This window comes from Mesorhizobium erdmanii USDA 3471, assembly GCF_000472705.1.
GTDB classification, from domain to species: domain Bacteria; phylum Pseudomonadota; class Alphaproteobacteria; order Rhizobiales; family Rhizobiaceae; genus Mesorhizobium; species Mesorhizobium erdmanii.
Genome location: NZ_AXAE01000027.1, coordinates 17,654 through 39,346 on the forward strand (window position 1 = coordinate 17,654; position 21,693 = coordinate 39,346).

Below are 21,693 nucleotides of genomic sequence, written 5' to 3' on the forward strand. Positions count from 1 at the left end.
GCGCGAAAACTGCTAATCTCCCCACCTGTGGGGGAGATGTCCGGCAGGATAGAGGGGGGCGCCGTAGAGCACGAACACCTCTGCTACAGTGCAACGATCCATCCAGGGAAGCACCCCATGCCCAAGATCGACCTGCTATCCGTCCCCGCGCGCCGAGGCTCCGGCTATCCCGCGCCTTTCGACGCCCCTTGCGCCGCCCGCACGCGCCGTCGCCTGGGGGACGCCGGCGGGCTCACCGATTTCGGCGTCAATCTGATGACACTCCCGCCCGGTGGCTGGTCGAGCCAGCGCCACTGGCACAGCCATGAGGACGAATTCGTCTATGTGCTGGAAGGCGAGTTGACGCTGGTCGAGGATGGCGGCGAGACGCTGCTCAAGGCCGGGGACTGCGCGACCTTTGCCAAGAACAGCGGCAACGGTCACCACATGATCAATCGGTCGTCGGTTACAGCCCGCTACCTCGAAGTCGGCTCGCGCAACATGGACGATGTCATCACCTGCTCCGACATCGACCTGATGAGCCCCAGTTCGGATGGGCGGTTTTTGCACAAGGGCGGCACGCCTTATCCGGGGCAGGGGTGAGGGCTGGACCATGCGTCGGCGCTGGCGTTCTGCCAGCGTCGGGATAAGCTCCCGGCAATCAAAGGTTGGCGCCAAGGCCCCCTCATCCGACTGCTTCGCGGCCACCTTCTCCCCGAGGGGAGAAGAGGGAAGCGCTGGCGCTCGCAGTCTCCTCTCCCCTCGGGGAGAGGTCAGCCGAGCGAAGCGGAGGCTGGGTGAGGGGGCCTGGCGCTAACCTTGCCAAAAAGGGAGCGTCACCGTGAAAAAAGAAGTCATCGAAGTGCCCGTCATGTCGGCCAAGGTGCGGGCGCTCGGCCTGCCCTGTTCGACGGCGGTGAAGGCCAACGGTTTCGTCTTCATCTCGGCGACGCCGCCGGTCGACATGGTGACCGGCGAGATGGTGCGCGGCGACATCGAAACGCAGACCGAGGCGTCACTGAAGGCGCTGAAGCATTGCCTGGAAGCGGCCGGCACCTCGCTGGAAAACGTGGTGATGGTGCGCATCTACGCCGTCAATTCGGGGTTCTACAACGCCATCAACCGGGTCTATGCGCGGTATTTCAGCACGAACCCGCCGGCGAGGAGTTTCGTGCCGGTGGCGTCGTGGCCGATGGAGTTTGACATCGAGATCGAATGCGTGGCGGTGGCGTGAGGAGGGTTTGGCTCCACCTCTTCCACAAGGGGGAGAAGGGAAAGACGGCGCTGGCGTTCGTCCGGTAGCGCGATAATCTCCCTGCAGACCATGGGAGATCGTCATGAACAAGGAAATCGTCGAAGTGCCGGTGTTGTCGGCTGCGGTGCGCGCGCTCGGCGTGCCGTTATCGCTGGTGACCAAGGCTGCCGGGCTGGTCTTCGTCTCCGGCACGCCGCCGCTCGATATTGCGACCGGCAGACTGGTCAAGGGCGACATCGAGGCGCAGACCGAAGCGTCGCTGAAGGCGCTGCGACATTGCCTGGAAGCCGCCGGCACTTCGCTGGACAATGTGGTGATGGTGCGCATCTACGCCGTCAATTCCGGCTTCTACGGCGCGATCAACCGGGTCTATGCCAGGTATTTCCCCGAAAACGCACCATCGCGGACGTTCGTGCCGGTGGCGTCCTGGCCGATGGAGTTCGACATCGAGATTGAGTGCGTGGCGGTGGGGTGATTTGCCACCGCCGCACGAAAGCAAGCGACAGAAGGCCTTCGTGGCGCGGTCGGGAAAGAATTAGTGTTCGGCGCATTGGAGCGCAATGGTGAGTTCTGCGCCTTCCGCATTCGCCGACTATTTCCACACCAACTCAATCGAGGGCGCCTGGTCGCATATCAAGGGTCAGATTTACCGTGTCGATCACCGGATTTCACACAAGCATCTAGGCAACTATCTTTCCGAGATGACGTGGCGCTACAATCATTGCGAAATTGGGAACGGAACGCGCATGAACGCGCTGCTTGGTCAGAGCCAAGGCCGTCTCATGTACAGGGAGCTAATTGCATGAGCAAGAAGCTGAAACGATCAACTGGCCTCGAAGGCGTGCCCTTCGGGAAAGTGCTTGAACGATTATTCGGAGTTGACCCGAAAGAAATAGAATCCGAGATTGAAAAGACAAAGCGTGAAGAGGGGGAGACAAAACGCTATGTCGAAGAACGACGAGAAAGCATCCGACGGGGGGCGAGACGGTCAAAAGGACGATTCAGTCTATGATTTTCTCTATTTCGATACCCAGCGCGTAGGCTCATTTCTAGCGCAGTTCGACCCCTCCGGTCATCTACAGGAAGTCACCCAGCACGAGAGCGTCGCAAAGGGCACCAAGCGGGGTTTTTCCGTCAAGCTTGGCGGCGGGGCTTCCTATGCTGGAACCGGCGGCACAGGCGAGGTTAGCTTTGAGCGAGGACCTAGTGAGATTGGTTCTGAGAGCAGCGACCTAGTTTATGATCCTCTTTGGGCCAACGCGCGCGATTTTCTCGACTATCTTAATGAGCGTAACTTGCTCCATCGAGACATCAAAACTGCTCGGATTGGGCAAATCGTCCTTTCGTCCGGCAACCTTGCCGTCTTTGATCTAGGGGTTTTGCGCGGCATGTGGGATTTGCCTACCGTCAAGAAGGCAATTCTGAAGGGGGCTAGTGCTCCGGCCTTAGAGCCGAGCAATGCATCGCTGAATCGCCACGGGAAGCGGGCCGCCGAAGCCGCTAAGATTGCGAAACAACAAAGCGCGCCGTCCGAGGCAGAGCTTGCAATCGAAATGCTGACTGTTTTGCCTCACACTACACAGGCCGCTGTCAGCTCAAGTGATGGCAATTTGTCCGTGTGGTTTAATCTCGCCGAGAAGAATATGACGATATCGGCCACCAACCTGTTTTTGAAGCACGGCCTTACCATAGCAGGAACATGGAATATCGTCGGGGTATTGGATGCGATGCCGGATCAAGAAACGATTCCGGGTATGGCTGCAATCGAACAAATGCTTGCGGGAACAAAACTCAGTTTTCTCACTCAAAGTATGGCGGGAGGGTTGGTCCCTGCAGTCAGAACCTTGCTTGGACGTCCTACCGATTCGTTCGGCGTTACGCCCCTACTTCTATTCCGCGAAATCGCCCGCTAGGTCATACCCATATAGGTCCCACAACGAGGTGGTTCCTCTTATGAGCGGGCGCTGCCCCTCATCCGCCTGCCGGCACCTTCTCCCCGTTGAACGGGGAGAAGAAAGCCAATCACCCTAAGCAAAATACTCCTGCAGAGGCCTGACCTCCAGGCTCCCCGCCTTCAGCGCCGCGATCGCTTCCGCCACAGCCGCCGCACCCGACAGCGTCGTGTAATACGGCACCTTCTGCATCAGCGTCGCCCTGCGTAGCGACTTCGAATCCGACACCGCCTTCTGTCCATCGGTCGTATTGAACACGATCTGAACCTGCCGGTTGCGGATGGCGTCTTCGATGTGGGGGCGGCCTTCGAGCACCTTGTTGATCTTCTGGGCGTCGACGCCGTTTTCGGCGAGGAAGCGGGCGGTGCCGGAGGTTGCCAGTACCTTGAAGCCGAGGCCGGCCAGGCGCTTCACCGCCGGCAGGATGCCTTTCTTGTCCTCGTCGCGCACCGAGACGAACAGGGTGCCGGAGCGGGGCAGGTCAACGCCCGCGCCGAGCTGGCTCTTCGCGAAGGCCAGGGCGAAATCGCGGTCGAGGCCCATGACCTCGCCGGTCGAGCGCATTTCCGGGCCGAGCAATATGTCGACGCCGGGGAAGCGGGCGAAGGGGAAGACGGCTTCCTTGACGGCGATATGGCCGGGGTTTCTGGGGTCGGGCATGGCGCCGTAATGGGCGAAGGCGTCTTCCAGCGTCTCGCCGGCCATGATGCGGGCGGCGATCTTGGCGATGGGGCGGCCGACAGTCTTGGCGACGAAAGGCACGGTGCGGGACGCGCGCGGGTTGACCTCCAGCACATAGACCGTGCCGTCCTTGATCGCATACTGCACGTTCATCAGGCCGCCGACATTGAGCGCGCGGGCAAGGGCCGATGTCTGGCGTTCGAGCTCATCGACCAGTTCCGAAGGCAGCGAGTGCACCGGCAGCGAGCAGGCCGAGTCGCCCGAATGGATGCCGGCTTCCTCGATGTGTTCGAGAATGCCCGAGACGAAGGTCGCCTTGCCGTCGCAGAGGCAGTCGACGTCGACCTCGATGGCGCCACTGAGGTAGGTGTCGAACAGCAGCGGGTTCTTGCCGAGCAGCGTGTTGATCTGGCCGGTCTTGTCGTTGGGGTATTTCTGCTTGATGTCCTCCGGCACAAGGCCGGGCACGGTGTCGAGCAGGTAGCTCTGCAGCATGCTCTCGTCATGGATGATCTGCATGGCGCGGCCGCCCAGCACATAGGACGGGCGCACCACCAGCGGGAAGCCGAGCTCGCCGGCGACGGTGCGGGCCTGCTCGACCGAATAGGCGATGCCGTTCTTCGGCTGGCTGAGGTTGAGCTTGTGCAAGAGCTTCTGGAAGCGGTCGCGATCCTCGGCGAGGTCGATCATGTCGGGCGAGGTGCCGAGGATCGGGATGCCGGCCTTCTCCAGCGCGTCCGCCAGCTTCAGCGGCGTCTGGCCGCCGAACTGGACGATGACGCCGACCAGTTCGCCGGACGCCTGCTCGGCGCGCAGGATCTCCAGCACGTCCTCCGCCGTCAGCGGATCGAAATAGAGCCGGTCCGAAGTGTCGTAGTCGGTCGAGACCGTCTCCGGGTTGCAGTTGATCATGATCGCTTCATAGCCGGCGTCGCGCAGCGCGAAGGCGGCATGGCAGCAGCAATAGTCGAACTCGATGCCCTGGCCGATGCGGTTCGGGCCGCCGCCGAGGATGACGACCTTCTTGCGCGACGAGACCTGCGCCTCGTTGGCGAGCGCGCCTGCGAACGGCACTTCATAAGTCGAGTACATGTAGGCGGTCGGCGAGGCGAACTCGGCGGCGCAAGTGTCGATGCGCTTATAAACTGGATGAACGTCGAGCTTTTCGCGAATCTTCTGAATCACTTCGGCGTCGGTCTTCGTCAACGAGGCGAGGCGGGCGTCGGAGAAACCCATCGCCTTCAGCATGCGCAGATTGACGGCGTCCTGCGGAATGCCGTGCTCGCGGATGCGGGCTTCCATGGCGAGGATGCCTGATATCTGCTCGAGGAACCACGGGTCGATCTTGCACATGGCGTGCACATCTTCCAGCGACGTGCCCATGCGGATCGCCTGCGCCACCATGCGCAGCCGGTCGGGCGTCGGCGTGCCGAGCGCGGCGCGGATGGCGTTGCGGTCGTCGGCATGGTTGGCAACTGTCGCCCCATGGCCGAGGCCGGGGATCTCGATCTCGTCGAGGCCGGTGAGACCGGTTTCGAGACCGCGCAGCGCCTTCTGCAAGGACTCCTGGAAGGTGCGGCCGATGGCCATGACTTCGCCGACCGACTTCATGGCGGTGGTCAGCACCGGCTCGGCGCCGGGGAATTTCTCGAAGGCAAAGCGCGGGATTTTTGTCACGACGTAGTCGATCGACGGCTCGAACGAGGCGGGCGTGGCGCCGCCGGTGATGTCGTTCTCCAGCTCGTCCAGCGTGTAGCCGACGGCAAGCTTGGCCGCGATCTTGGCGATCGGGAAGCCGGTGGCCTTCGAGGCCAGCGCCGACGAGCGCGAGACGCGCGGGTTCATCTCGATGACGACGAGGCGGCCATCGGCCGGGTTGACCGCGAACTGCACGTTGGAGCCGCCGGTCTCGACGCCAATCTCGCGCAGCACCGCCAGCGAGGCGTTGCGCATCATCTGGTATTCTTTGTCGGTGAGGGTCAGCGCCGGGGCGACGGTGATGGAATCGCCGGTGTGCACGCCCATCGGGTCGATGTTCTCGATCGAGCAGACGATGATGCAATTGTCCGCCTTGTCGCGGACGACCTCCATCTCGTATTCCTTCCAGCCGAGCACGCTTTCCTCGATCAGCACTTCGGTGGTCGGCGAGGCATCGAGGCCGGACTGGACGATGTCGTAGAATTCGGCCCGGTTGTAGGCGATGCCGCCGCCGGTGCCGCCCATGGTGAAGGAGGGGCGGATGATGGCGGGCAGGCCGACATGGTCGAGCGCCTGGGCGGCGATCGCCATACCGTGGCTGATGTAGCGCTGCTTGCGGTCGCCTTCGCCGAGGTTCCAGCGGGTTTCCAGCGCATCCAGCTCGGCGTCGAGATTCTCGGGCTTTTCGGCCTTCAGCGCCGCGCGCTCGGCTTCGTGCGTCTTGCGATCGGCGTTCTTGACGTCGGTGGCGTTGGCCAGCATCGACTTCGGCGTTTCCAGCCCGATCTTGCTCATCGCCTCGCGGAACAGCGCGCGGTCCTCGGCCTTGTCGATGGCATGCGCGTCGGCGCCGATCATCTCGACATTATAGCGCTCCAGAACGCCCATGCGGCGCAGCGACAGCGCGGTGTTGAGCGCGGTCTGGCCGCCCATGGTCGGCAGCAGCGCGTCGGGCCGCTCCTTTGCGATGATCTTGGCGACCACCTCAGGCGTGATCGGCTCGATATAGGTGGCGTCGGCCAGTTCCGGGTCGGTCATGATGGTGGCCGGGTTGGAATTGACCAGGATGACGCGAAAACCCTCTTCCTTCAGCGCCTTGCAGGCCTGGGTGCCGGAATAGTCGAATTCGCAGGCCTGGCCGATGACGATGGGGCCGGCCCCGATGATCAGGATCGACTTGATGTCAGTGCGTCTTGGCATGGCGAAAATTCCGTTTCGGCGGGCGGCTTGCACAAAAAACCGGGACGGGAAGACCCGGCCGGTTGTGCTCGCGATTCTGGTATCAGGCTAGGAGGGCCTTATAGGGAAGAGTTTTGGCAGATGTAACCCCGAAAATGAGGGTAGGCAGTAGCGATTAGGCAGTAGGGATTAGGAGAACATAGGGGAACAACGAGCATGATCTCCCCTGTTGCCCATTCCCTACTGCCTACTGCCCACTGCCTGATCTCCAAACGCTACCGTGTCCGTGATCTCGAAGCGTTCGGAAACCCCGACACGGATCAGGTTGAGCGTGCCTTCGCGGGTGAAGCGGAACTCGTCCGATGAGTCCGAGCCCGCCGGCTTGCCGCCATGGAAGGTGATGACGCGCGTGCCGCCATCCGGCCAGGTCACGGTCACTGTGCTGTCACTGTCTTTGTGCGCGACGCTGACCGCGCAGCGGGTCATCGGCTGGCCGACATCGCGCGCGCAGGGAATGCCGCCGGCAGCGTCGGGGGCGGATGCCGAGTCGGGATTGTCATTGGCCGCGAATGCCAGGCGGTAGGCATCCTCGATGGCCGTCCTGGCGATTGCATCGGTGGATTTCGGCCCGGCTTCGGCATCGACCGCCTGATCCGCCTCGCCCAGGCGCTTGGTCAGGTCGGGCAGTGCGGCCGCGTCATCGCCTGATGTTTCGGTGCCCGCGTCCGTCACAACAGCCGGATTGACGGGAACGAGGTAGCGCGCGGGCGCCCAGCCGGTGGCCTTGGGGTTGTCCGACTCGACCTTGCACCAGGGGTGCCCGTTAATGTCGTTGCAACCGAGGTTCCTGACGCTTGCACCGGCGGCCAGACGGGTCTCGGTCTTGCCGATCGGCGATGGCTTGGCACGGATGTTGAGGAGATCGTCGGGGGCCAGCCCGGTGACGATGGAGATGAACGGCGTGTCTTCGGCGTAAGCCGGAACAGCGGTCGCAAGCACTGTCAGCAGCGAGGGTGTGGCGGCCATCAGCGCGAAGAGCGTTGTCCGCAGCGTAATCCGGCGCCTCATCACTTGGCTGTCGGCGATCAATTGCATTACCAAAGGCACCGCCAGAACCCGAAAACGCTGCCGCACGCGAAGCCGGTTTTATAAGTGACGGTGCGCCGCCATGTCTACAAGCGAGATGTTCTCGCGGCTTTGCGTCCGAATTCGGGACGCTCAGCTTGGCATGAATGCAAGTGCATTCAGCCTGGCATGAAACCAGTCCTGAGCGCGTGGGCCCATTCCGGGCGTCCCGCCTGTTCGGCCTGCCGCGCCGCCGCCTCGTGGTCGTAGTCGACGGCAATCGTCTCGAAACGGTCGGGCCGGCCTTCGCCATCCAAGGTGACAATGCCGTAGCGGGCATGCGGCGAGCCCTGCTCGGAGATATGCGCCGGCGGCGTGTCGTCATCATAGGCGGGGCAGCCGATGCTGCCCGGGTTGAAGATGACGGGACCATCGGGAACGCGAACCAGTTCCGCGCGGTGGCTGTGGCCGCACAGCGCGATGCGGCAGGCCGGGCCGAGCGCCTTCAGCCGCCGCCGGACCGCCGCCAGCGGCGCGCGCACCAGCTGGCCGTCGACCACCGCGTCGGTGAGATATTTCTCGTCATGGTCGGGGCGGGCGTGGAAAGCGACGATACCTGGCGCGATCTCCAGGGTAAGCGGCTGTGCGAAAAGCACCGCGCGCTGCGCTTCGGTCAGCCGCTCCTGCGCATAGACGTCGGACGCCCACATGGTCTCGTCGGCCGGATCGGCGGCGACGCGGCGGTCATGATTGCCGCGCACCGTCGGCAGGTTCAGCGCTTCAAGCCGCGCAAACGTCTCGCGCGGCCAGAGCGGGCCGGAAACGCTGTCGCCGAGATTGACTGTCAGCTCAGCGCCGCCGCGCCGCGCCAGGTCGTCGAGCACGGCGTCAAGGGCCAGGACGTTGCCGTGGATATCGGCGAGGACGGCAATACGCATGGTCGAGGCTCCGGTGGTGAGGCGGCGTTTCCTGTCCTTCGCGGAGCAGGGGGAGGTGGTGGCGAAGCGGCCGCAATGGGAGCTTCCTTGCCTTGGCCGGTTAACGCCAGGTGTGACTCAGGCCGATACTTCGATGTCATGGCCGCCGACCGCCGGCAGGTCTTCCACCGCCGCCGCGATGACGCTGTCGAGCAGGCCGGGGAAGCGAGCGTCGAGGTCGGCGCGGCGCAGCGTGATCATGCGATTGGTGCCGACCACTTCGGCGCGGGTGACACCGGCCTCGCGCAGTTTGGCAAGGTGATAGCTGAGATTGGTCTTGGAGCCGAGATCGAGGAACTGGCTGCAGTTCAGCGGCACGCCTTCCTTGCTGGCAAGGTAGCGGACGATGGCGAGCCGCGTCGGGTCGCCAAGCACGCCGAGCACGATCGGCAGGCTGATCTGGTCCGTATTGGGATGAGGTAGCGTCATGGCTGGAACCTAAGCACAGTTCGCGCCGATTTCAACGCATCCGTCCTCGCCTGCCCGTACACGCTGTTCCTCCCATTTCGATCCGTAGCGAACGACCGTGCTGACACAGGGCTGTCAGGAAGGTTCAGCTATTTTCCCCTGGCTTCATTGACATCATGCCATGTTATGTCCAATTGTTCAATAACTTTTGAACTAAGGACAGCTGCCATGGACAAGCGGATATTCTGGCTTGCGCTCGGATCGTTCGCGATCTCGACCGAAGGCTTCGTCATCTCCAGCCTTCTGCCCGACATCGCCAGGGATGCCGGCATTTCCATTCCTCTCGCCGGATCGCTGATCACGGCTTTCGCGCTCGCCTATGCGATCGGCACGCCGATCCTGGCGACGCTGACCGGCGAATGGGACCGGCGCCGCGTCATCCTGTGGACGCTGGTGTTCTTCGTTGTCGGCAACATTGCCGCCGCGCTCAGCTCGTCCTTCGAAGTGCTGTTGATCGCGCGCATCATCATGGCGCTGTCGTCGGGCCTGTTCGCCGCGACCGCGCAGGGCACGGCGGTGGCGCTGGTCGATGACCATCACCGGGCGCGTGCCATCGCCGTCGTGGTCGGCGGCACCACGGTTGCCGTCGCCGTCGGGGCGCCGCTTGGCGCGCTGGTCGCGGCCTTCGCCGGCTGGCGCGGCACCTTCTATGCCATTGCCGGGCTCGGCGCGCTCGCCGGCGCGATCCTGTGGTACCGGCTGCCGCGCGGCATCGTCGGCACCCGGCTGCCGCTGAAGCGCCGGCTTGCCGCGGCCATGCGTCCCGGCGTCATGCCCATCCTGTTGACCACGTTGCTGGCGCTGACCGGCGCCTTCACCGTCTTTGCCTATGTCGCGCCGCTTGCCATCGAGGGCGCCGGGCTCAGCCAGATCGCGTTGCCCGGCATGCTGCTCGCCTTCGGCGTCGGCGCCGTTATCGGCAACATTGCCGGCGGCCAGGCGGCGGACCGGTTCGGCGCCACCCGCACCGTCGGCTGGTCGCTGGCGCTGAGCGCGGCGATGCTGGTGATGCTGTCGGTCGTGCCGACCTTCCTGCCGCCGCACATTGCCGGGCCGGCGCTGATGGCGATGATGGTGCCGTGGGGCATTGTCGGCTGGGCGTTCCCGCCGGCGCAGGCCAGCCGCATCATCAAAATAGCGCCGGATGCCGCGCCGATCGTTCTGTCGCTCAACGGTTCGGCACTTTACCTCGGCGTGGCGCTGGGTGCCGTGGTCGGCGGCGGGGTGCTGCGCTACGGCGCGCCGGCCGATCTCGGGCTGATCGCGGCTGCCTTCCCGATCGTCGGGCTTGGCATCGTGCTGGCTGGGCGGATGCTGGCGCGGCCGGTGGCGATGCCGGCCGAATAGAACGTTTCGCGGATCGGACTGGCGGCCGCCCCTTCAGCCTGGAAGAGCGGCCGCCGGTGCCTCATAGTCCAGCGCGGCGACTTCATCCAGCATGGCGCGCAGATCGGCAGCCCGTTGCTTGCCGACCATGGCCTCGAAGCGCTGCTGGGCAATGCTCCACAATTTCGTTGCCTCGTCGAGCTTGGCGAGGCCCTGGCGTGTCAGCCGCACCCGCTTGACGCGGCGATCGTCCTTGTCGGCGAAGGCTTCGACATAGCCGTCGCGGATCAGCGGCTTCAGCGTGTGGCCGAGCGCCGACAGGTCCATGACCATCGCCTCGGCTATGGTGCCCATCGCCGGCTCGTTGCTGACGTAAATCTGGTATAGCAGGCCGTATTGCGTGCCCTTCAGCCCCGAAGGCGAGATCACATCGTCATAGAAACGGCCGAGCTTGCGCGCGGCACGCCGCAACGTTGCATTGTTGCAGGGGCTAAATCCCGGCATCGCAGTCTTGGTCATCACGGTTCCTCGCCGGCGAAGCGCTGCCGGCCTGCCGCAGAAATAGTTTCTGTCGCCTCCGTTGACAAGATAGTGGCATATACCTACTTCCACGAAAGTGGCATATGCCACTAATTGGAAATCAGGCGGCGGGACGAGGAAGATCGGCCTGTCTCGCCGGGCAGCAACAGAAGGAACAGGACAATGAGTGGACAGGAAAACAAGGGCACGGCGGTCGTCACCGGCGCTTCATCGGGCATAGGCGCGGTCTATGCGGACCGGTTGGCAGGGCAGGGCTATGACCTGGTACTGGTGGCACGGCGCGCCGACCGGCTCGAGGAATTGGCCGAGAAACTGCGCCATGCCTACGGCCGCAAGGTCAGCTTCATCGCCGCCGATCTGTCCGACGACAACGATGTGCGTCGTGTCGAACGGGTGATTTCAGCCGACGACAGTGTGACGCTACTGGTCAACAATGCCGGCCTTGGCGGCCAGCCGGTGGTGGCGACGGCCGATGCCGACGCGGCTGAGCGGATGATCAAAGTCAATGTCGTGGCGCTCACCCGCCTGACCCGTGCAGTGCTGCCGGGGCTTCTGGCGCGCAACCGCGGCGCCATCGTCAACATCGCCTCGGTGCTCGCCTATGACACGTCGTTCGGCGGCATCTACAGCGGTACCAAGGCCTATGTCGTCAACTTCACCGAAGCTCTGCATCGCGAGGTCGCGGGCACCGGTGTGAAGGTGCAGGCGGTGCTGCCGGGTGCTACCCGGACCGAATTCTGGGAGCTTTCCGGTGGCGATATCGACCAGCTTCCGAAGGAGATCATCATGACCGCCGACGATATGGTCGATGCCGCCCTTGTCGGTCTCGCCAAGGGCGAAGCCGTCACCGTGCCGGCGCTTGTCGATGCAGGCAAGCTGGATACATTCCTTGGTGCGCGCCAGGCCTTCTACGGCAGCCTGCACGCCGACAAGCCGGCCGCCCGCTACGCGGCTTGACCTAGCAAGGCTGGAGTTCCTCGCCCCCAACCGATGTGGGGGAGAGGAACCAGGTCTGTTCTAAGCCCCACGCCACATCGGAATGATCGACGCCGCCAGCACCAGCGCCAGCACGATGTTGAGCGCACGCCATTGCCATTCGGTCTTGAGCAGACGGGCCAGCACCATGCCGGCGACGCACCAGATGGACAACGAGATGGCGGCGGTGAGGCCGAAGGTCGAGCCGAGCAGCAGAGCGAGTTGTCCCGGTCCGTCGGCGAGCGCCGCGAACGAAGCCGCCGCGCCCAATCCCATCGCCCAGCCCTTGGGGTTCATCCACTGGATGCCGGCGCCGCCGAGAAAACTGTTCGGCCTGGCCATCGTCACATCGAGATTGGGCGGCCCGGCGCGGCCGATCTTGACCGCCAGCCACAGAAGATAGAGCGAGCCGGCGATCTTCATGGCCAGTTGCAGCGAAGGCACCGCAAGCAGCAGCCCGGCGAGCCCAGCGGCGGCCGCACCCGTCACCGTCGCGAGGCCGGCGGCGCTGCCGATCATCAGTGGCACCGAACGGCGAAAGCCGAATTGCGCGCCAGAGGCGGTGGACAGGGTCGTGGCGATGCCGGGCGTGGCGGTGGCGACGAACGCAAACAGGATGAGCGGCAGGATGGGCTGGAGCATGGGACGTCCTTTGTCGGAAGCTCCATGGTAGGCTTGAGCTGGCATCAGTAAATGCAATGTTTGTGATATCGTGCATTAGCATCTATAATGCCTGACATGATCCGTAACCTCGATACCGCATTGGTGCGCACCTTCGTCACCGTCGCCGACAAGGCGAGCATGACGGCGGCCGCCAATGCGCTGCACCTCACCCAGGGCGCCGTCAGCCAGCAGGTCAAAAGGCTGGAGGAAACGCTCGGCCGCAGCCTGTTCGAGCGCGACCGGCGCGGCCTGCGCCTGACGCGTGCGGGCGAGCGGCTGTTCGACAAGGCCAGGCGCCTGCTCAGCCTCAACGACGAGATCTGGGCCGAGATGGCAGGCAGCGCGGTTGCAGGCCAGGTGCGGCTCGGCGTGCCCTACGATCTGGTGGGCACCTTGCTGGTGCCGGTTTTGAAGGCCTATGCCGAGGCCTATCCACAGGTCGAGATTTCGCTGGTCTGCGCCTCGTCGCCGGAACTGTCGTCAGCGCTGGCGGCCGGCACCATCGACCTTGCGGTGATCGAGGAACGGGTCGGCCCGACATCTGGCGAGTGCCTGGCCATCGACCGGCTGGTCTGGGTCGGCGCCCGGGGCGGCGTGGCCCGCGCCAAGCGGCCGCTGCCCGTTTCGATCGTCGCCGAAACCTGCGCCTTCCGCCCGGCGGTGCTCTCGGCGCTCAACGAGCATGGGTTGGCATGGCGGACCGTGTTCGAGAACGGCAACATCGACGCGACGACGGCGACGGTGCGCTCCGACCTTGCCGTCACCACCTGGCTCGCTTCCACGGTGCCGGCCGACCTCGACATATTGCCGTTCGATGTCGGCCTGCCGCCGCTGCCGAATTTTGCCATCAATCTGCATTTGCCAAGGCACGGCGTCGGCCCGGCGGCGCAGGAATTCGCAAGGTTTATCCGGGATGGGCTGGCGCGGCGGCCGGCTGCGGCTTGAGGGATTGTCAAAACCTGGGCTCCTCACCCCCGCCATGGCGGGGGAGGGACCCAAGTTCTGTTACTTCCAGTTCTTCCGCCGCTCGAGCTCGGCGCCAGATGGCTCGCCCGTGACAAAGGAGCCGACCTTGATTTCGCCCGCGCGCTGGTAGGTCGCGATGATGACGCCGGTGCTCGAGGTCTGCGACTTGATAAGCTTGAAGGCGGCCGGCATCGCGCTATCGCCGAACAGGCGCTTGCCCTTGCCCAGCAACAGCGGGAAGATCATCAGCCGGATCTCGTCGATCAGCCCGTTGGCGAGCAAGGTCTGGATCAGATTGCCCGATCCCTGGATCAAAAGGTCGGGTCCATCCTCCTGCCTGAGGCGGCGCACCGCCGCGACGATGTCTTCGCCAAGCCATTGCGTGTTCTGCCAGGCGAGGGTGTCAGGCCGGTGCGTCGCCACATATTTGGTCGCCGGGTTGAAGGCATCGCCGATCGGATCTTTCTGATACGGCCAGTAGGCGGCGAAGATGTCGTAGGTCCTGCGGCCGAGCAGCAGGGCGAAGGGCTTGGAGAACAGCTCCTCCATTGCCGCGCCGCCCACCTCGTCGAAGTAATGGAAGGTCCAGCCGCCGAACTTGAAACCGCCGACCGGATCCTCTTCCGGTCCGCCCGGTGCCTGCATGACGCCATCGAGGCTGACGAAGGTGGCGGCGATGATCTTTCTCATTGTACTCTCCCTTGTTCCATCCACGCCGTCGCGGCCGGATCATGGCCCAAGGACGGACGGCCCGCGACCATCCCGACAGGGGTCGCCAAATTTTAAACTAGCCTGCCCACCAATCCGTCAGTTGCGGAGATATTTCGACGAGAACCAGACTTCGCCGAAGATGGCGGTGGCGGTGCGGTCCGGCGGCCTGTCGTTCGTCAGCCAGATCGAGCGGCTGCGCGTGGCTAGCTCGCGTGTCGGGATCTTCGCTGTAAGATCCGCAGCCGAGGCACCGAAGCATGGGATGAACCAGGCGCGCATGAACGGATCGCAGGCAAAGCCCTTTTCGCTGCGGGTCACCAGAACGGCCAGAGGGACGCGCTCGGCCGGGCGCCAGGGAAAGATCATGCGGCCGCCGGGCCGCAGCGCCTTCAGCCATGCGGCCGGCGGGGCGACGACGCCGGCGTTGACATAGACGATGTCGGATGGCGGCAAGGGCATCGTCACAGCATCGCCATGGACGACAGTCGCATTGCCATAGGCTTCGAGATTCTTGCGCGCCAGCTCGGCCAGCCTGCCGTCGAGTTCGAAGGCGGTGACGGTGCCGCCGGGAGACACCAGCCTGGCCAGCAGGGCGGTGTAGTAGCCGGTGCCGGCGCCAATATGAGAGACGGCCTCGCCGGGTTTCGGGGCCAGTTTTCCGATCCACATGGCATGCAGGAACGGCTCGCCATTGTTGATGCCCTTGTCGGCGTCCAGCGCCACCAGCACGTTCTGGTAGATGTGAGCGGCATCGGCGCTCGGCGTGATGATCTTGCCACCGCCGGCGATGATCGCCCACGGCCCGGGACCAAGAAACGCTTCGCGCGGTACTTCGGCGAAAACCTCCTCCAGACGCGGATCCGATGAGGCGGCGTTGGCCGCCATAAGCCGGGCGTAGAATCTCCTGATGGTTTCGATGTTGCTCATGACGTGAGAGAACATAGCGCGGATCGCCGGTTTGTCGCCGATGACGTGACTGCTGGACCGCCAGCGAGCGGCCGCCTTAAGCCTTGTTGGCGAGCTCGCCACAACCCTGGCGGTCAAGTCTGGAGTTTAGGTCAAGCCCATAACTTTTCCATTCTGATCAACAACTATCACTTTGGCAATTGTGGGGTGAATTAATATTTTATCTACAGACTAGTATGGGATTTTAATTTATGTAATATCGTATCCATCAATAAAAAATAATAGGGGAGAGAAGGCATGGCGAACGTTTACGTTGAGGCGCGGCCTAAAGGGCGCCCTGAGGGGACACGCATTGACGATTATGTCGTAGAAGATCATGCCGACCATGTTCTTGCTACAGCTAAGACACAGCGAGAGGCCATCGATTGGGCGAAAAGCAAGGGTCATGCCCCTCTTGTCGCTCGCGTCAGGCACCTGAATGACAAGAAGAAGCCAGATCACTGGCGAGCTGCTTAACACGGACCATTTAGCAGACGACAAAAAGGCAACTCCCGATTCGCTTTACAGTGATTGGTCTCGCGAAGTCGATACTGTGGTTGGGCAGATATTCAGCGCAGCATGGGCCGTTTTTGACTGTGGGAAATTCACGGAATGGTCACGAGTTCCGTAAGAGTTCGGCATGGCTGGGCGCTTGATGTGTGCACTCATGGTATCCAGTATTGCCGTGGCCTGCTGCTTCAGGTGAGGTATCTCCACGAACCTCAACCGACCCCGAAAAGCGTGTCATAGAGCAGCTTGAAGTTGAGCAGGAGGATGATCGCCGCGACCACCCAGGCAAGGGCTGCGACGCCGCGCGGAATGGCGAGGCTGCCCATCTTCTTCTTGTCCGAGACGAACTGTACCAGCGGCACCACCGCGAAGGGCAGTTGCATAGACAGGATGACCTGGCTGAACACCAGCAGCTGGCCGGTGCCCTTCTCGCCGTAGAGCGCGGTGACGACGACCACCGGGATGATGGCGAGCCCGCGCGTCAAAAGCCGGCGGGCCCAGTTGGGGATGCGCAGGCGCAGGAAGCCTTCCATGATGATCTGGCCGGCGAGCGTCGCGGTCACCGTCGAGTTGAGGCCCGACGCCAGCAGCGCCACGGCGAACAGGATCGAGGCGATGCCGAGGCCGAGCAGCGGTGACAGAAGCTTGAAGGCCTGGTCGATCTCGGCGACGTCCTTGTGGCCGGTGTTGTGGAAGGCGACGGCCGAGACGATCAGGATGGCGGCGTTGACGAACAAGGCCAGCATCAGGGCGATGGTGGAGTCCATCGTCGCCCATTTGATGGCGTCGCGCTTGCCCTTTTCGGTGCGCTCATAGGCGCGGGTCTGCACGATCGAGGAGTGCAGATAGAGATTGTGCGGCATGACCGTGGCGCCGATGATGCCGATGGCGATGTAGAGCATCGCCGGGTTGGTGACGATCTCTGCCGACGGCACGAACATCGAATGCAGGATCGTGCCGGCCGGCGGCGCGGCGACGAAGATCTGGATGGCAAAACAGCTGAAAATGATGATCAAGAGCGCGATGACGAAGGCTTCGAGATAGCGGAACCCCTTGTTCATCAGGAGCAGCACGAGGAAGGCGTCGAGCGCCGTCAGCAGGGCGCCGCCGACCAGCGGGATGCCGAACAGAAGCTGCAATGCGATCGCGGTGCCGATGACTTCGGCGAGATCGCAGGCGATGATGGCGAGTTCGCAGGCGATCCACAGCACGAAATTGACAGGGCGCGGATAATAGGCGCGGCAGGCCTGGGCGAGGTCGCGGCCAGTGGCGATGCCAAGCCGGGCGGACAGCGCCTGCAGCAGGATCGCCATCAGGTTGGACAGCATTATGATGAACAACAGCGTGTAGCCGAACTGGGCGCCGCCGGCGAGGTCGGTCGCCCAGTTGCCGGGGTCCATATAGCCGACCGAAACCATGTAGCCCGGCCCCATGAAGGCGAACAGCCGGCGAAACCACACGCCCGAACTCGGCACCGCTATGGTGGAATTGACTTCGCGCAGGCTGGGCTGGTCGTCCTCGTCCCGCCTGGCGAACCGCCATGAGGAGCGGGGAGCTGTGGCTTCTGTTTCTGACATGGAAGACTTTCCGCGACGTCCTGGGAGGGTGCCCACAAGCTATGCCATGGCTCAACATTATGCAATAGGCTATATTTCATTGTTTGTGCTTTTTATCGAGCGCTCATTCGGCTTCGCGAAGCGGCTAGCGGGAAACTGCGGTCGCGCCTGTGGGGGAATGCAAATAAACGGCCTGAAGAATCAGAGCCTGTGCTATAAAAGCAGCGATGGTTGAACGCCCGAGGAGGAGCGCGCATTGGCGCTGAAGAACAGACCGGTTCCGCGTGAGCCATTGCCCGACGCCGATGTCCATTCGGAAGGGTTCCGGCAGCAGCGCCAGGCGCGCCGCAGCGCGCTGGTCGAGGATTATGTCGAGCTGATCGCCGATTTGATCGAGGATGGCAACGAGGCGCGCCAGGTCGACATCGCGGCCCGCCTCGGCGTCGCCCAGCCGACAGTGGCCAAGATGCTGACGCGCCTGTGCGCCGACGGGCTGGTCTCGAGAAAGCCCTATCGCGGCGTGTTCCTGACCGAAGCCGGCCGCAAGGTGGCGGAGGAAAGCCGAATCCGCCACCAGACGGTGGAAGCTTTTCTGCGCTCGCTCGGCGTCAGCGCCGAAACGGCGCGCATCGATGCCGAAGGCATAGAGCACCATGTCAGCGCCGAGACGCTGGACGCGTTCCGCAAGGCGATGACCGCGCCGCGCTGAGGCGCTTCCGCAAAGACGGCCGGAACCGCTCGACCCCAAGCACGTTGCTCCTGACATCGCGCTGATTTAGCGCCAAGGGAGGAAGCAATGGGCGTCGAACAGGCACCGACCGCGAAAGGCAAGCAGGCAGCCAAGGGATTGCGGCAAGCCGCGGCGAAGGACGAGCGCAAGACCGAGGCAGAGACCGGTCATCCCCTGAAGAAGGGTGCCGCGCGGTTCGAGGAGCGCTCGAAAAGCTCCGACGGCAAGAGCGCGGGCGCCAAGCAGAAAGATTAGGGCCGAGCCGAGGGCTGCTGCCGGAATGCGCCCGGATGCATCAATCAGCACTCACTCGCGGACATCCTGGACCCAGCTTCTGGGGTGGCCGTCGACGCGGAACTGGAAGATAAAATAGGGCGGAATGCAGGTGCCTTCGCCAGGTTTGGCTTCGGGCAGATCATCGTAGCCGGCGGTGCAGATATAATCCTCGCGGCAGGGATGCGCCTTGTCGCAGGCGCGCAGGCCGGCGGTCTTGGTGAATTCCCTTGTGCAGAATTTGTGGTCCTTGCCGGACGCGATGCAGTCGTTGAAACCGGTCTTGGCTAGCCGGCCGCAGGTCGCTTCGTCGGGAAGCTTGTCGCAGGTCGCCTTGCGCAGCATGCCGCCGGGAAAGCCGCCGGTCTTCTGTTCGGGGTTGTCGTAGCGCTGGCGCGCCGCGCCGTAACCAGCGATCTTGACCACCGGCTTCTTGTCACGCGCCGGGTCTATGGCGCAGGCCTTGGCGGTGGCCGGCGACAGGCGGCAATACTGGTCGTTGCCCCATGTCGACATTTTGATCTCGCCGAACTCGACGGGATCGCCGACATCGGTGCCCTTCTCGCTGACGCAGGTGCCAAACCCCGGATGGATGGCGCTTTCGTGGACGCCGGCGCAGCGCAGGCCGACGCCGCAGGTCCAGTCCTTGAAGCTTGCGTCATCACCACGATAACAGATCGATCCCCAGCCATTGTAAAGGTCGGTGCCTTTCAGTGCCTCGGCGTATTTCCGGTCCGGGCGGGCGGCGAAACCTCTGGTGAAATCGGGATGGTCGCCGGCGGCGAATTCTTCGACGATGGCGCGGCGGCGCGGCAGGTCGGCAAAGAACACCGCCGAGCCCGGCACGAAGACGGCGTTGCGGCGCGGCTCGCTGGCCGGGTCGGCACCGGTGTAGTGGAAGCCGGCAATGCCATGCGTCTGATGGCAGCCTGTGCAGCTCATCTCGTTCAGCCGCAAATCGAAGCCGGCCACCGACTTGATGGTGGCGAGCGTGTTGCCCCTGGCGACGTAATCCTTCAGCGCCTTGTCGATGTCGGCATCGTCGACCAGCCCGTAGACGATGTTGTTCTGCGAACGGCTCAAGCCGCCGGGCGCGACGGAAACGGCGCTCTTGGCCAGGAATTTTTCGTCGATGACCAGCCGGCCGTGGTCCAGATCGTAGATGTTGCGGTCGGTGAGCAGCCATTTGGCGAAGGAAGGCTTGTCGGCCAGCACGGTGGCGCGGTCGATCTGGTTCTCCATCCTGGATTCATAAAAACCCGAGGTCCCCGGATCCCATTTGAAGATCTTCAGAAGATATTCGGCATGGCCGCCGAAATCGCGCCGCGTCGAGGCCGACAGCCTGAGCACCTGCATGTTGAGCTCGAGCCGCATGATCTGCGAGGAATTGAGCATGGCGCCCGACAGCGGCCCTTCGTCGGACCGCAGCCAGGCGGCCAACTGCTCGGGCGGCAGGTCCTTTTGGCCGGCGGCAAGCCAGCGCTTGGCGACCTCGGCGCATGACACGTCGGTGGCGCTGGGCAAATCCTTCGCGGCGCGCGCCTGCGCCCGTCCAGGCTTGGCATTGAACACCAGGCTCATGGTCAGCGGCAGGCGCGAAGAGATGCGCTGCCCAGTCTTCCCCCCGATTGGCTTGCCCTTGGCCGGCTTTTCGGCAACCGAATAGTGGAAACGATAGATCAGCCTGATCTCGCCGCATTCGGTGTGGCCGAGATAGCCGCGATCCATGCGGTTGACGACGCCGGTCAGGTCGAGCGTCGAGCCGTCGTCATCGATGTATTTCGGGTTGAATTTCTGGCTGGTGTCACTGGATTTGGCCATGGCGGCGACATAGGGGTCCGGGCTGGTCTTCGGCTCGTCCGATATCTCCTGCTTGACCGTGTCGCGCACCGTGGCCAGCGCCGGCACGGAAAACAGGCCGCGATTGTCGACGTCGCGGGTGAGGCCGAGTGCGGGTCCGAGCAGCCGGCTGATCGACAGGCCGCCGCGCTCCAATGCCTGCAAGGTAGCAGGGTCGGTGACGGCGACGCTGGAATCGAGCGTCACGGCGCCAGCCGGCCAGATGCCGAGGCAAGTCAACGCCATCAGCAAAAGCAGGAATTGGCCGATGATCCGCAAGCGCCCCTCGCATTCTTCCGCTATGCCTGATGCTACAGGCCTTCCCGAGGATCGGAAAGCTGCCACTTCGCAACCGTGGCGGCCGCGAAAAATGCTGTGACTTGGCGCAACCATTGCGATAATTGTTTGTTGGGTTGAGCCGGCTTGCCGGAGCAACGAGGAAGTTTGTCACGGGGAGTTGCCATGCTCTGGAGAGGCCGTCGTCAGAGTGACAATATCGAGGACGACCGCAGCGACGGCGGTGGTGGCGGTATCGGTGGCGGCGGCGGCGGCTTCCAACTCCCGATCGGCGGCCGTACCGGCGGCGGCAGCATCCTCCTGGTCATCCTGGTGGTGATCGCCGGCTGGTATTTCGGCTTCGATCCCTCGGCGATCCTGGGCGGCGGCGATGGCGGCCTGCTGCCGGGCGGCGGTGGCCAGATCACCGACAACGGCGGCGGCCAGGACAGCGGCACGGCGCCCGCCAATGACGAGATGAAGCAGTTCGTCGCGACAGTGCTCGCCGAGACCGAGGACACCTGGACCGGCATCTTCAAGTCGCAAGGGCTGACCTATGAAGACCCGAAGCTGGTGCTGTTTTCCGGCCAGGTCCGTTCGGCTTGCGGCTTTGCTTCCGCCGCGGCCGGGCCGTTCTATTGCCCTGGCGACCACAAGGTCTATCTCGACATGACCTTCTTCCAGCAGCTCGACCAGCAGTTCGGCGCTTCCGGTGAATTCGCCCGCGCCTATGTCATCGCGCATGAAGTCGGCCACCACGTACAGAACCTTACCGGCATCATGGGCAAGTTCAACCAGATGCGGCAAGGCATGAGCGAAGCCGACGCCAACCAGCTGTCGGTGCGCATCGAGCTGCAGGCGGACTGCTTTGCCGGCGTGTGGGCGCATTACACCGCGCAGAAGGGCATATTGGAACAGGGCGACATCGAAAGCGCGCTGAACGCCGCCAAGCAGATCGGCGACGACACTCTGCAGAAGAAGACGCAGGGCTATGTCGTGCCGGAAAGCTTCAACCACGGCACCTCGCAGCAGCGGCAGACCTGGCTGGCGCGCGGCTACAAGAGCGGCAAGCTGTCGGATTGCAACACGATGAGCGGCCCGCTGTAAGCACTTGTTTCACGGCATTGCC

General features: G+C 63.6%; 21 protein-coding genes. 11 read left to right on the plus strand and 10 right to left on the minus strand.

Annotated elements, in window-relative coordinates; all coding sequences use genetic code 11:
- Positions 1 to 117: 117 nt before the first annotated feature.
- The 5 genes from A3AU_RS0121855 to A3AU_RS0121875 all read left to right on the plus strand — a co-directional run bounded on the left by A3AU_RS0121855 (position 118) and on the right by A3AU_RS0121875 (position 3,147).
- On the plus strand, positions 118 to 582 hold the full coding sequence (locus tag A3AU_RS0121855) for a cupin domain-containing protein (RefSeq protein ID WP_027054765.1): 465 nt from the start codon (positions 118 to 120) through the stop codon (positions 580 to 582).
- Between the two features lie 238 nt (positions 583 to 820).
- A complete protein-coding gene (locus A3AU_RS0121860; RefSeq protein ID WP_027054766.1) occupies positions 821 to 1,213 on the plus strand; it encodes a Rid family hydrolase in 393 nt (130 codons plus the stop codon).
- Positions 1,214 to 1,316: 103 nt separating this feature from the next.
- A complete protein-coding gene (locus A3AU_RS0121865; RefSeq protein ID WP_027054767.1) occupies positions 1,317 to 1,709 on the plus strand; it encodes a RidA family protein in 393 nt (130 codons plus the stop codon).
- Positions 1,710 to 1,794: 85 nt separating this feature from the next.
- Positions 1,795 to 2,040: a transposase gene (locus A3AU_RS1000000140990; RefSeq protein ID WP_027054768.1), complete on the plus strand. Its 246-nt coding sequence runs from the start codon at positions 1,795 to 1,797 to the stop codon at positions 2,038 to 2,040.
- A 138-nt stretch (positions 2,041 to 2,178) separates the two neighbouring features.
- Positions 2,179 to 3,147 (plus strand): DUF6414 family protein, encoded by a 969-nt coding sequence (locus A3AU_RS0121875; RefSeq protein ID WP_154674634.1) that lies wholly within the window; start codon positions 2,179 to 2,181, stop codon positions 3,145 to 3,147.
- A 114-nt stretch (positions 3,148 to 3,261) separates the two neighbouring features.
- On the opposite strand, the gene carB is transcribed toward A3AU_RS0121875, so the two are convergent.
- The 4 genes from carB to A3AU_RS0121895 form a co-directional block, all read right to left on the minus strand.
- Positions 3,262 to 6,765 carry a carbamoyl-phosphate synthase large subunit gene (carB, locus tag A3AU_RS0121880; RefSeq protein WP_027054770.1) on the minus strand — a complete coding sequence of 1,168 codons (3,504 nt, stop codon included), beginning with the start codon at positions 6,763 to 6,765 and terminating at the stop codon, positions 3,262 to 3,264.
- Positions 6,766 to 6,984: 219 nt separating this feature from the next.
- Positions 6,985 to 7,839: an SH3 domain-containing protein gene (locus A3AU_RS0121885; protein ID WP_245235545.1), complete on the minus strand. Its 855-nt coding sequence runs from the start codon at positions 7,837 to 7,839 to the stop codon at positions 6,985 to 6,987.
- 149 nt (positions 7,840 to 7,988) lie between these two features.
- Complete coding sequence (locus tag A3AU_RS0121890; protein ID WP_027054772.1) at positions 7,989 to 8,747, minus strand: metallophosphoesterase family protein; 759 nt, start codon at positions 8,745 to 8,747, stop codon at positions 7,989 to 7,991.
- Positions 8,748 to 8,864: 117 nt separating this feature from the next.
- A complete protein-coding gene (locus A3AU_RS0121895; RefSeq protein WP_027054773.1) occupies positions 8,865 to 9,215 on the minus strand; it encodes an ArsR/SmtB family transcription factor in 351 nt (116 codons plus the stop codon).
- A gap of 207 nt (positions 9,216 to 9,422) precedes the next feature.
- Between A3AU_RS0121895 and A3AU_RS0121900 the strand changes: the two genes are divergently transcribed.
- Complete coding sequence (locus A3AU_RS0121900) at positions 9,423 to 10,601, plus strand: MFS transporter (RefSeq protein WP_027054774.1); 1,179 nt, start codon at positions 9,423 to 9,425, stop codon at positions 10,599 to 10,601.
- Between the two features lie 33 nt (positions 10,602 to 10,634).
- On the opposite strand, the gene A3AU_RS0121905 is transcribed toward A3AU_RS0121900, so the two are convergent.
- Positions 10,635 to 11,099: a MarR family winged helix-turn-helix transcriptional regulator gene (locus A3AU_RS0121905; RefSeq protein WP_027054775.1), complete on the minus strand. Its 465-nt coding sequence runs from the start codon at positions 11,097 to 11,099 to the stop codon at positions 10,635 to 10,637.
- 183 nt (positions 11,100 to 11,282) lie between these two features.
- On the opposite strand from A3AU_RS0121905, the gene A3AU_RS0121910 reads away from it, so the two are divergent.
- Entirely contained in the window at positions 11,283 to 12,077 is a 795-nt protein-coding gene (locus A3AU_RS0121910) for an SDR family NAD(P)-dependent oxidoreductase (RefSeq protein WP_027054776.1), read from the plus strand.
- 60 nt (positions 12,078 to 12,137) lie between these two features.
- Here the strand turns inward: A3AU_RS0121910 and A3AU_RS0121915 are convergent, their stop codons facing one another.
- Complete coding sequence (locus tag A3AU_RS0121915) at positions 12,138 to 12,737, minus strand: LysE family translocator (RefSeq protein WP_027054777.1); 600 nt, start codon at positions 12,735 to 12,737, stop codon at positions 12,138 to 12,140.
- An 87-nt stretch (positions 12,738 to 12,824) separates the two neighbouring features.
- On the opposite strand from A3AU_RS0121915, the gene A3AU_RS0121920 reads away from it, so the two are divergent.
- Entirely contained in the window at positions 12,825 to 13,703 is an 879-nt protein-coding gene (locus A3AU_RS0121920; protein ID WP_032917893.1) for a LysR substrate-binding domain-containing protein, read from the plus strand.
- A gap of 60 nt (positions 13,704 to 13,763) precedes the next feature.
- On the opposite strand, the gene A3AU_RS0121925 is transcribed toward A3AU_RS0121920, so the two are convergent.
- The 3 genes from A3AU_RS0121925 to A3AU_RS0121940 all read right to left on the minus strand — a co-directional run bounded on the left by A3AU_RS0121925 (position 13,764) and on the right by A3AU_RS0121940 (position 17,467).
- A complete protein-coding gene (locus A3AU_RS0121925) occupies positions 13,764 to 14,414 on the minus strand; it encodes a dihydrofolate reductase family protein (protein ID WP_027054779.1) in 651 nt (216 codons plus the stop codon).
- A 117-nt stretch (positions 14,415 to 14,531) separates the two neighbouring features.
- Positions 14,532 to 15,362, minus strand: coding sequence for a protein-L-isoaspartate O-methyltransferase family protein (locus A3AU_RS0121930; protein ID WP_027054780.1), 831 nt, complete (start codon positions 15,360 to 15,362; stop codon positions 14,532 to 14,534).
- A 740-nt stretch (positions 15,363 to 16,102) separates the two neighbouring features.
- On the minus strand, positions 16,103 to 17,467 hold the full coding sequence (locus A3AU_RS0121940; protein ID WP_027054782.1) for an Nramp family divalent metal transporter: 1,365 nt from the start codon (positions 17,465 to 17,467) through the stop codon (positions 16,103 to 16,105).
- Between the two features lie 235 nt (positions 17,468 to 17,702).
- Between A3AU_RS0121940 and mntR the strand changes: the two genes are divergently transcribed.
- Together mntR and A3AU_RS0121950 are read left to right on the plus strand one after the other, a co-directional pair.
- Positions 17,703 to 18,155: a manganese-binding transcriptional regulator MntR gene (mntR, locus tag A3AU_RS0121945; protein WP_027054783.1), complete on the plus strand. Its 453-nt coding sequence runs from the start codon at positions 17,703 to 17,705 to the stop codon at positions 18,153 to 18,155.
- Between the two features lie 87 nt (positions 18,156 to 18,242).
- The gene (locus A3AU_RS0121950; RefSeq protein WP_027054784.1) at positions 18,243 to 18,431 is read left to right on the plus strand and encodes a hypothetical protein; all 189 of its coding nucleotides are present in this window, start codon (positions 18,243 to 18,245) and stop codon (positions 18,429 to 18,431) included.
- 51 nt (positions 18,432 to 18,482) lie between these two features.
- Here A3AU_RS0121950 and A3AU_RS0121955 read toward each other — a convergent pair whose 3' ends face one another.
- Positions 18,483 to 20,567, minus strand: a complete 2,085-nt coding sequence (locus A3AU_RS0121955) for a hypothetical protein (RefSeq protein ID WP_245235546.1) — start codon at positions 20,565 to 20,567, stop codon at positions 18,483 to 18,485.
- Positions 20,568 to 20,750: 183 nt separating this feature from the next.
- On the opposite strand from A3AU_RS0121955, the gene ypfJ reads away from it, so the two are divergent.
- Complete coding sequence (gene ypfJ / locus A3AU_RS0121960) at positions 20,751 to 21,671, plus strand: KPN_02809 family neutral zinc metallopeptidase (RefSeq protein ID WP_027054786.1); 921 nt, start codon at positions 20,751 to 20,753, stop codon at positions 21,669 to 21,671.
- Positions 21,672 to 21,693: the final 22 nt, after the last annotated feature.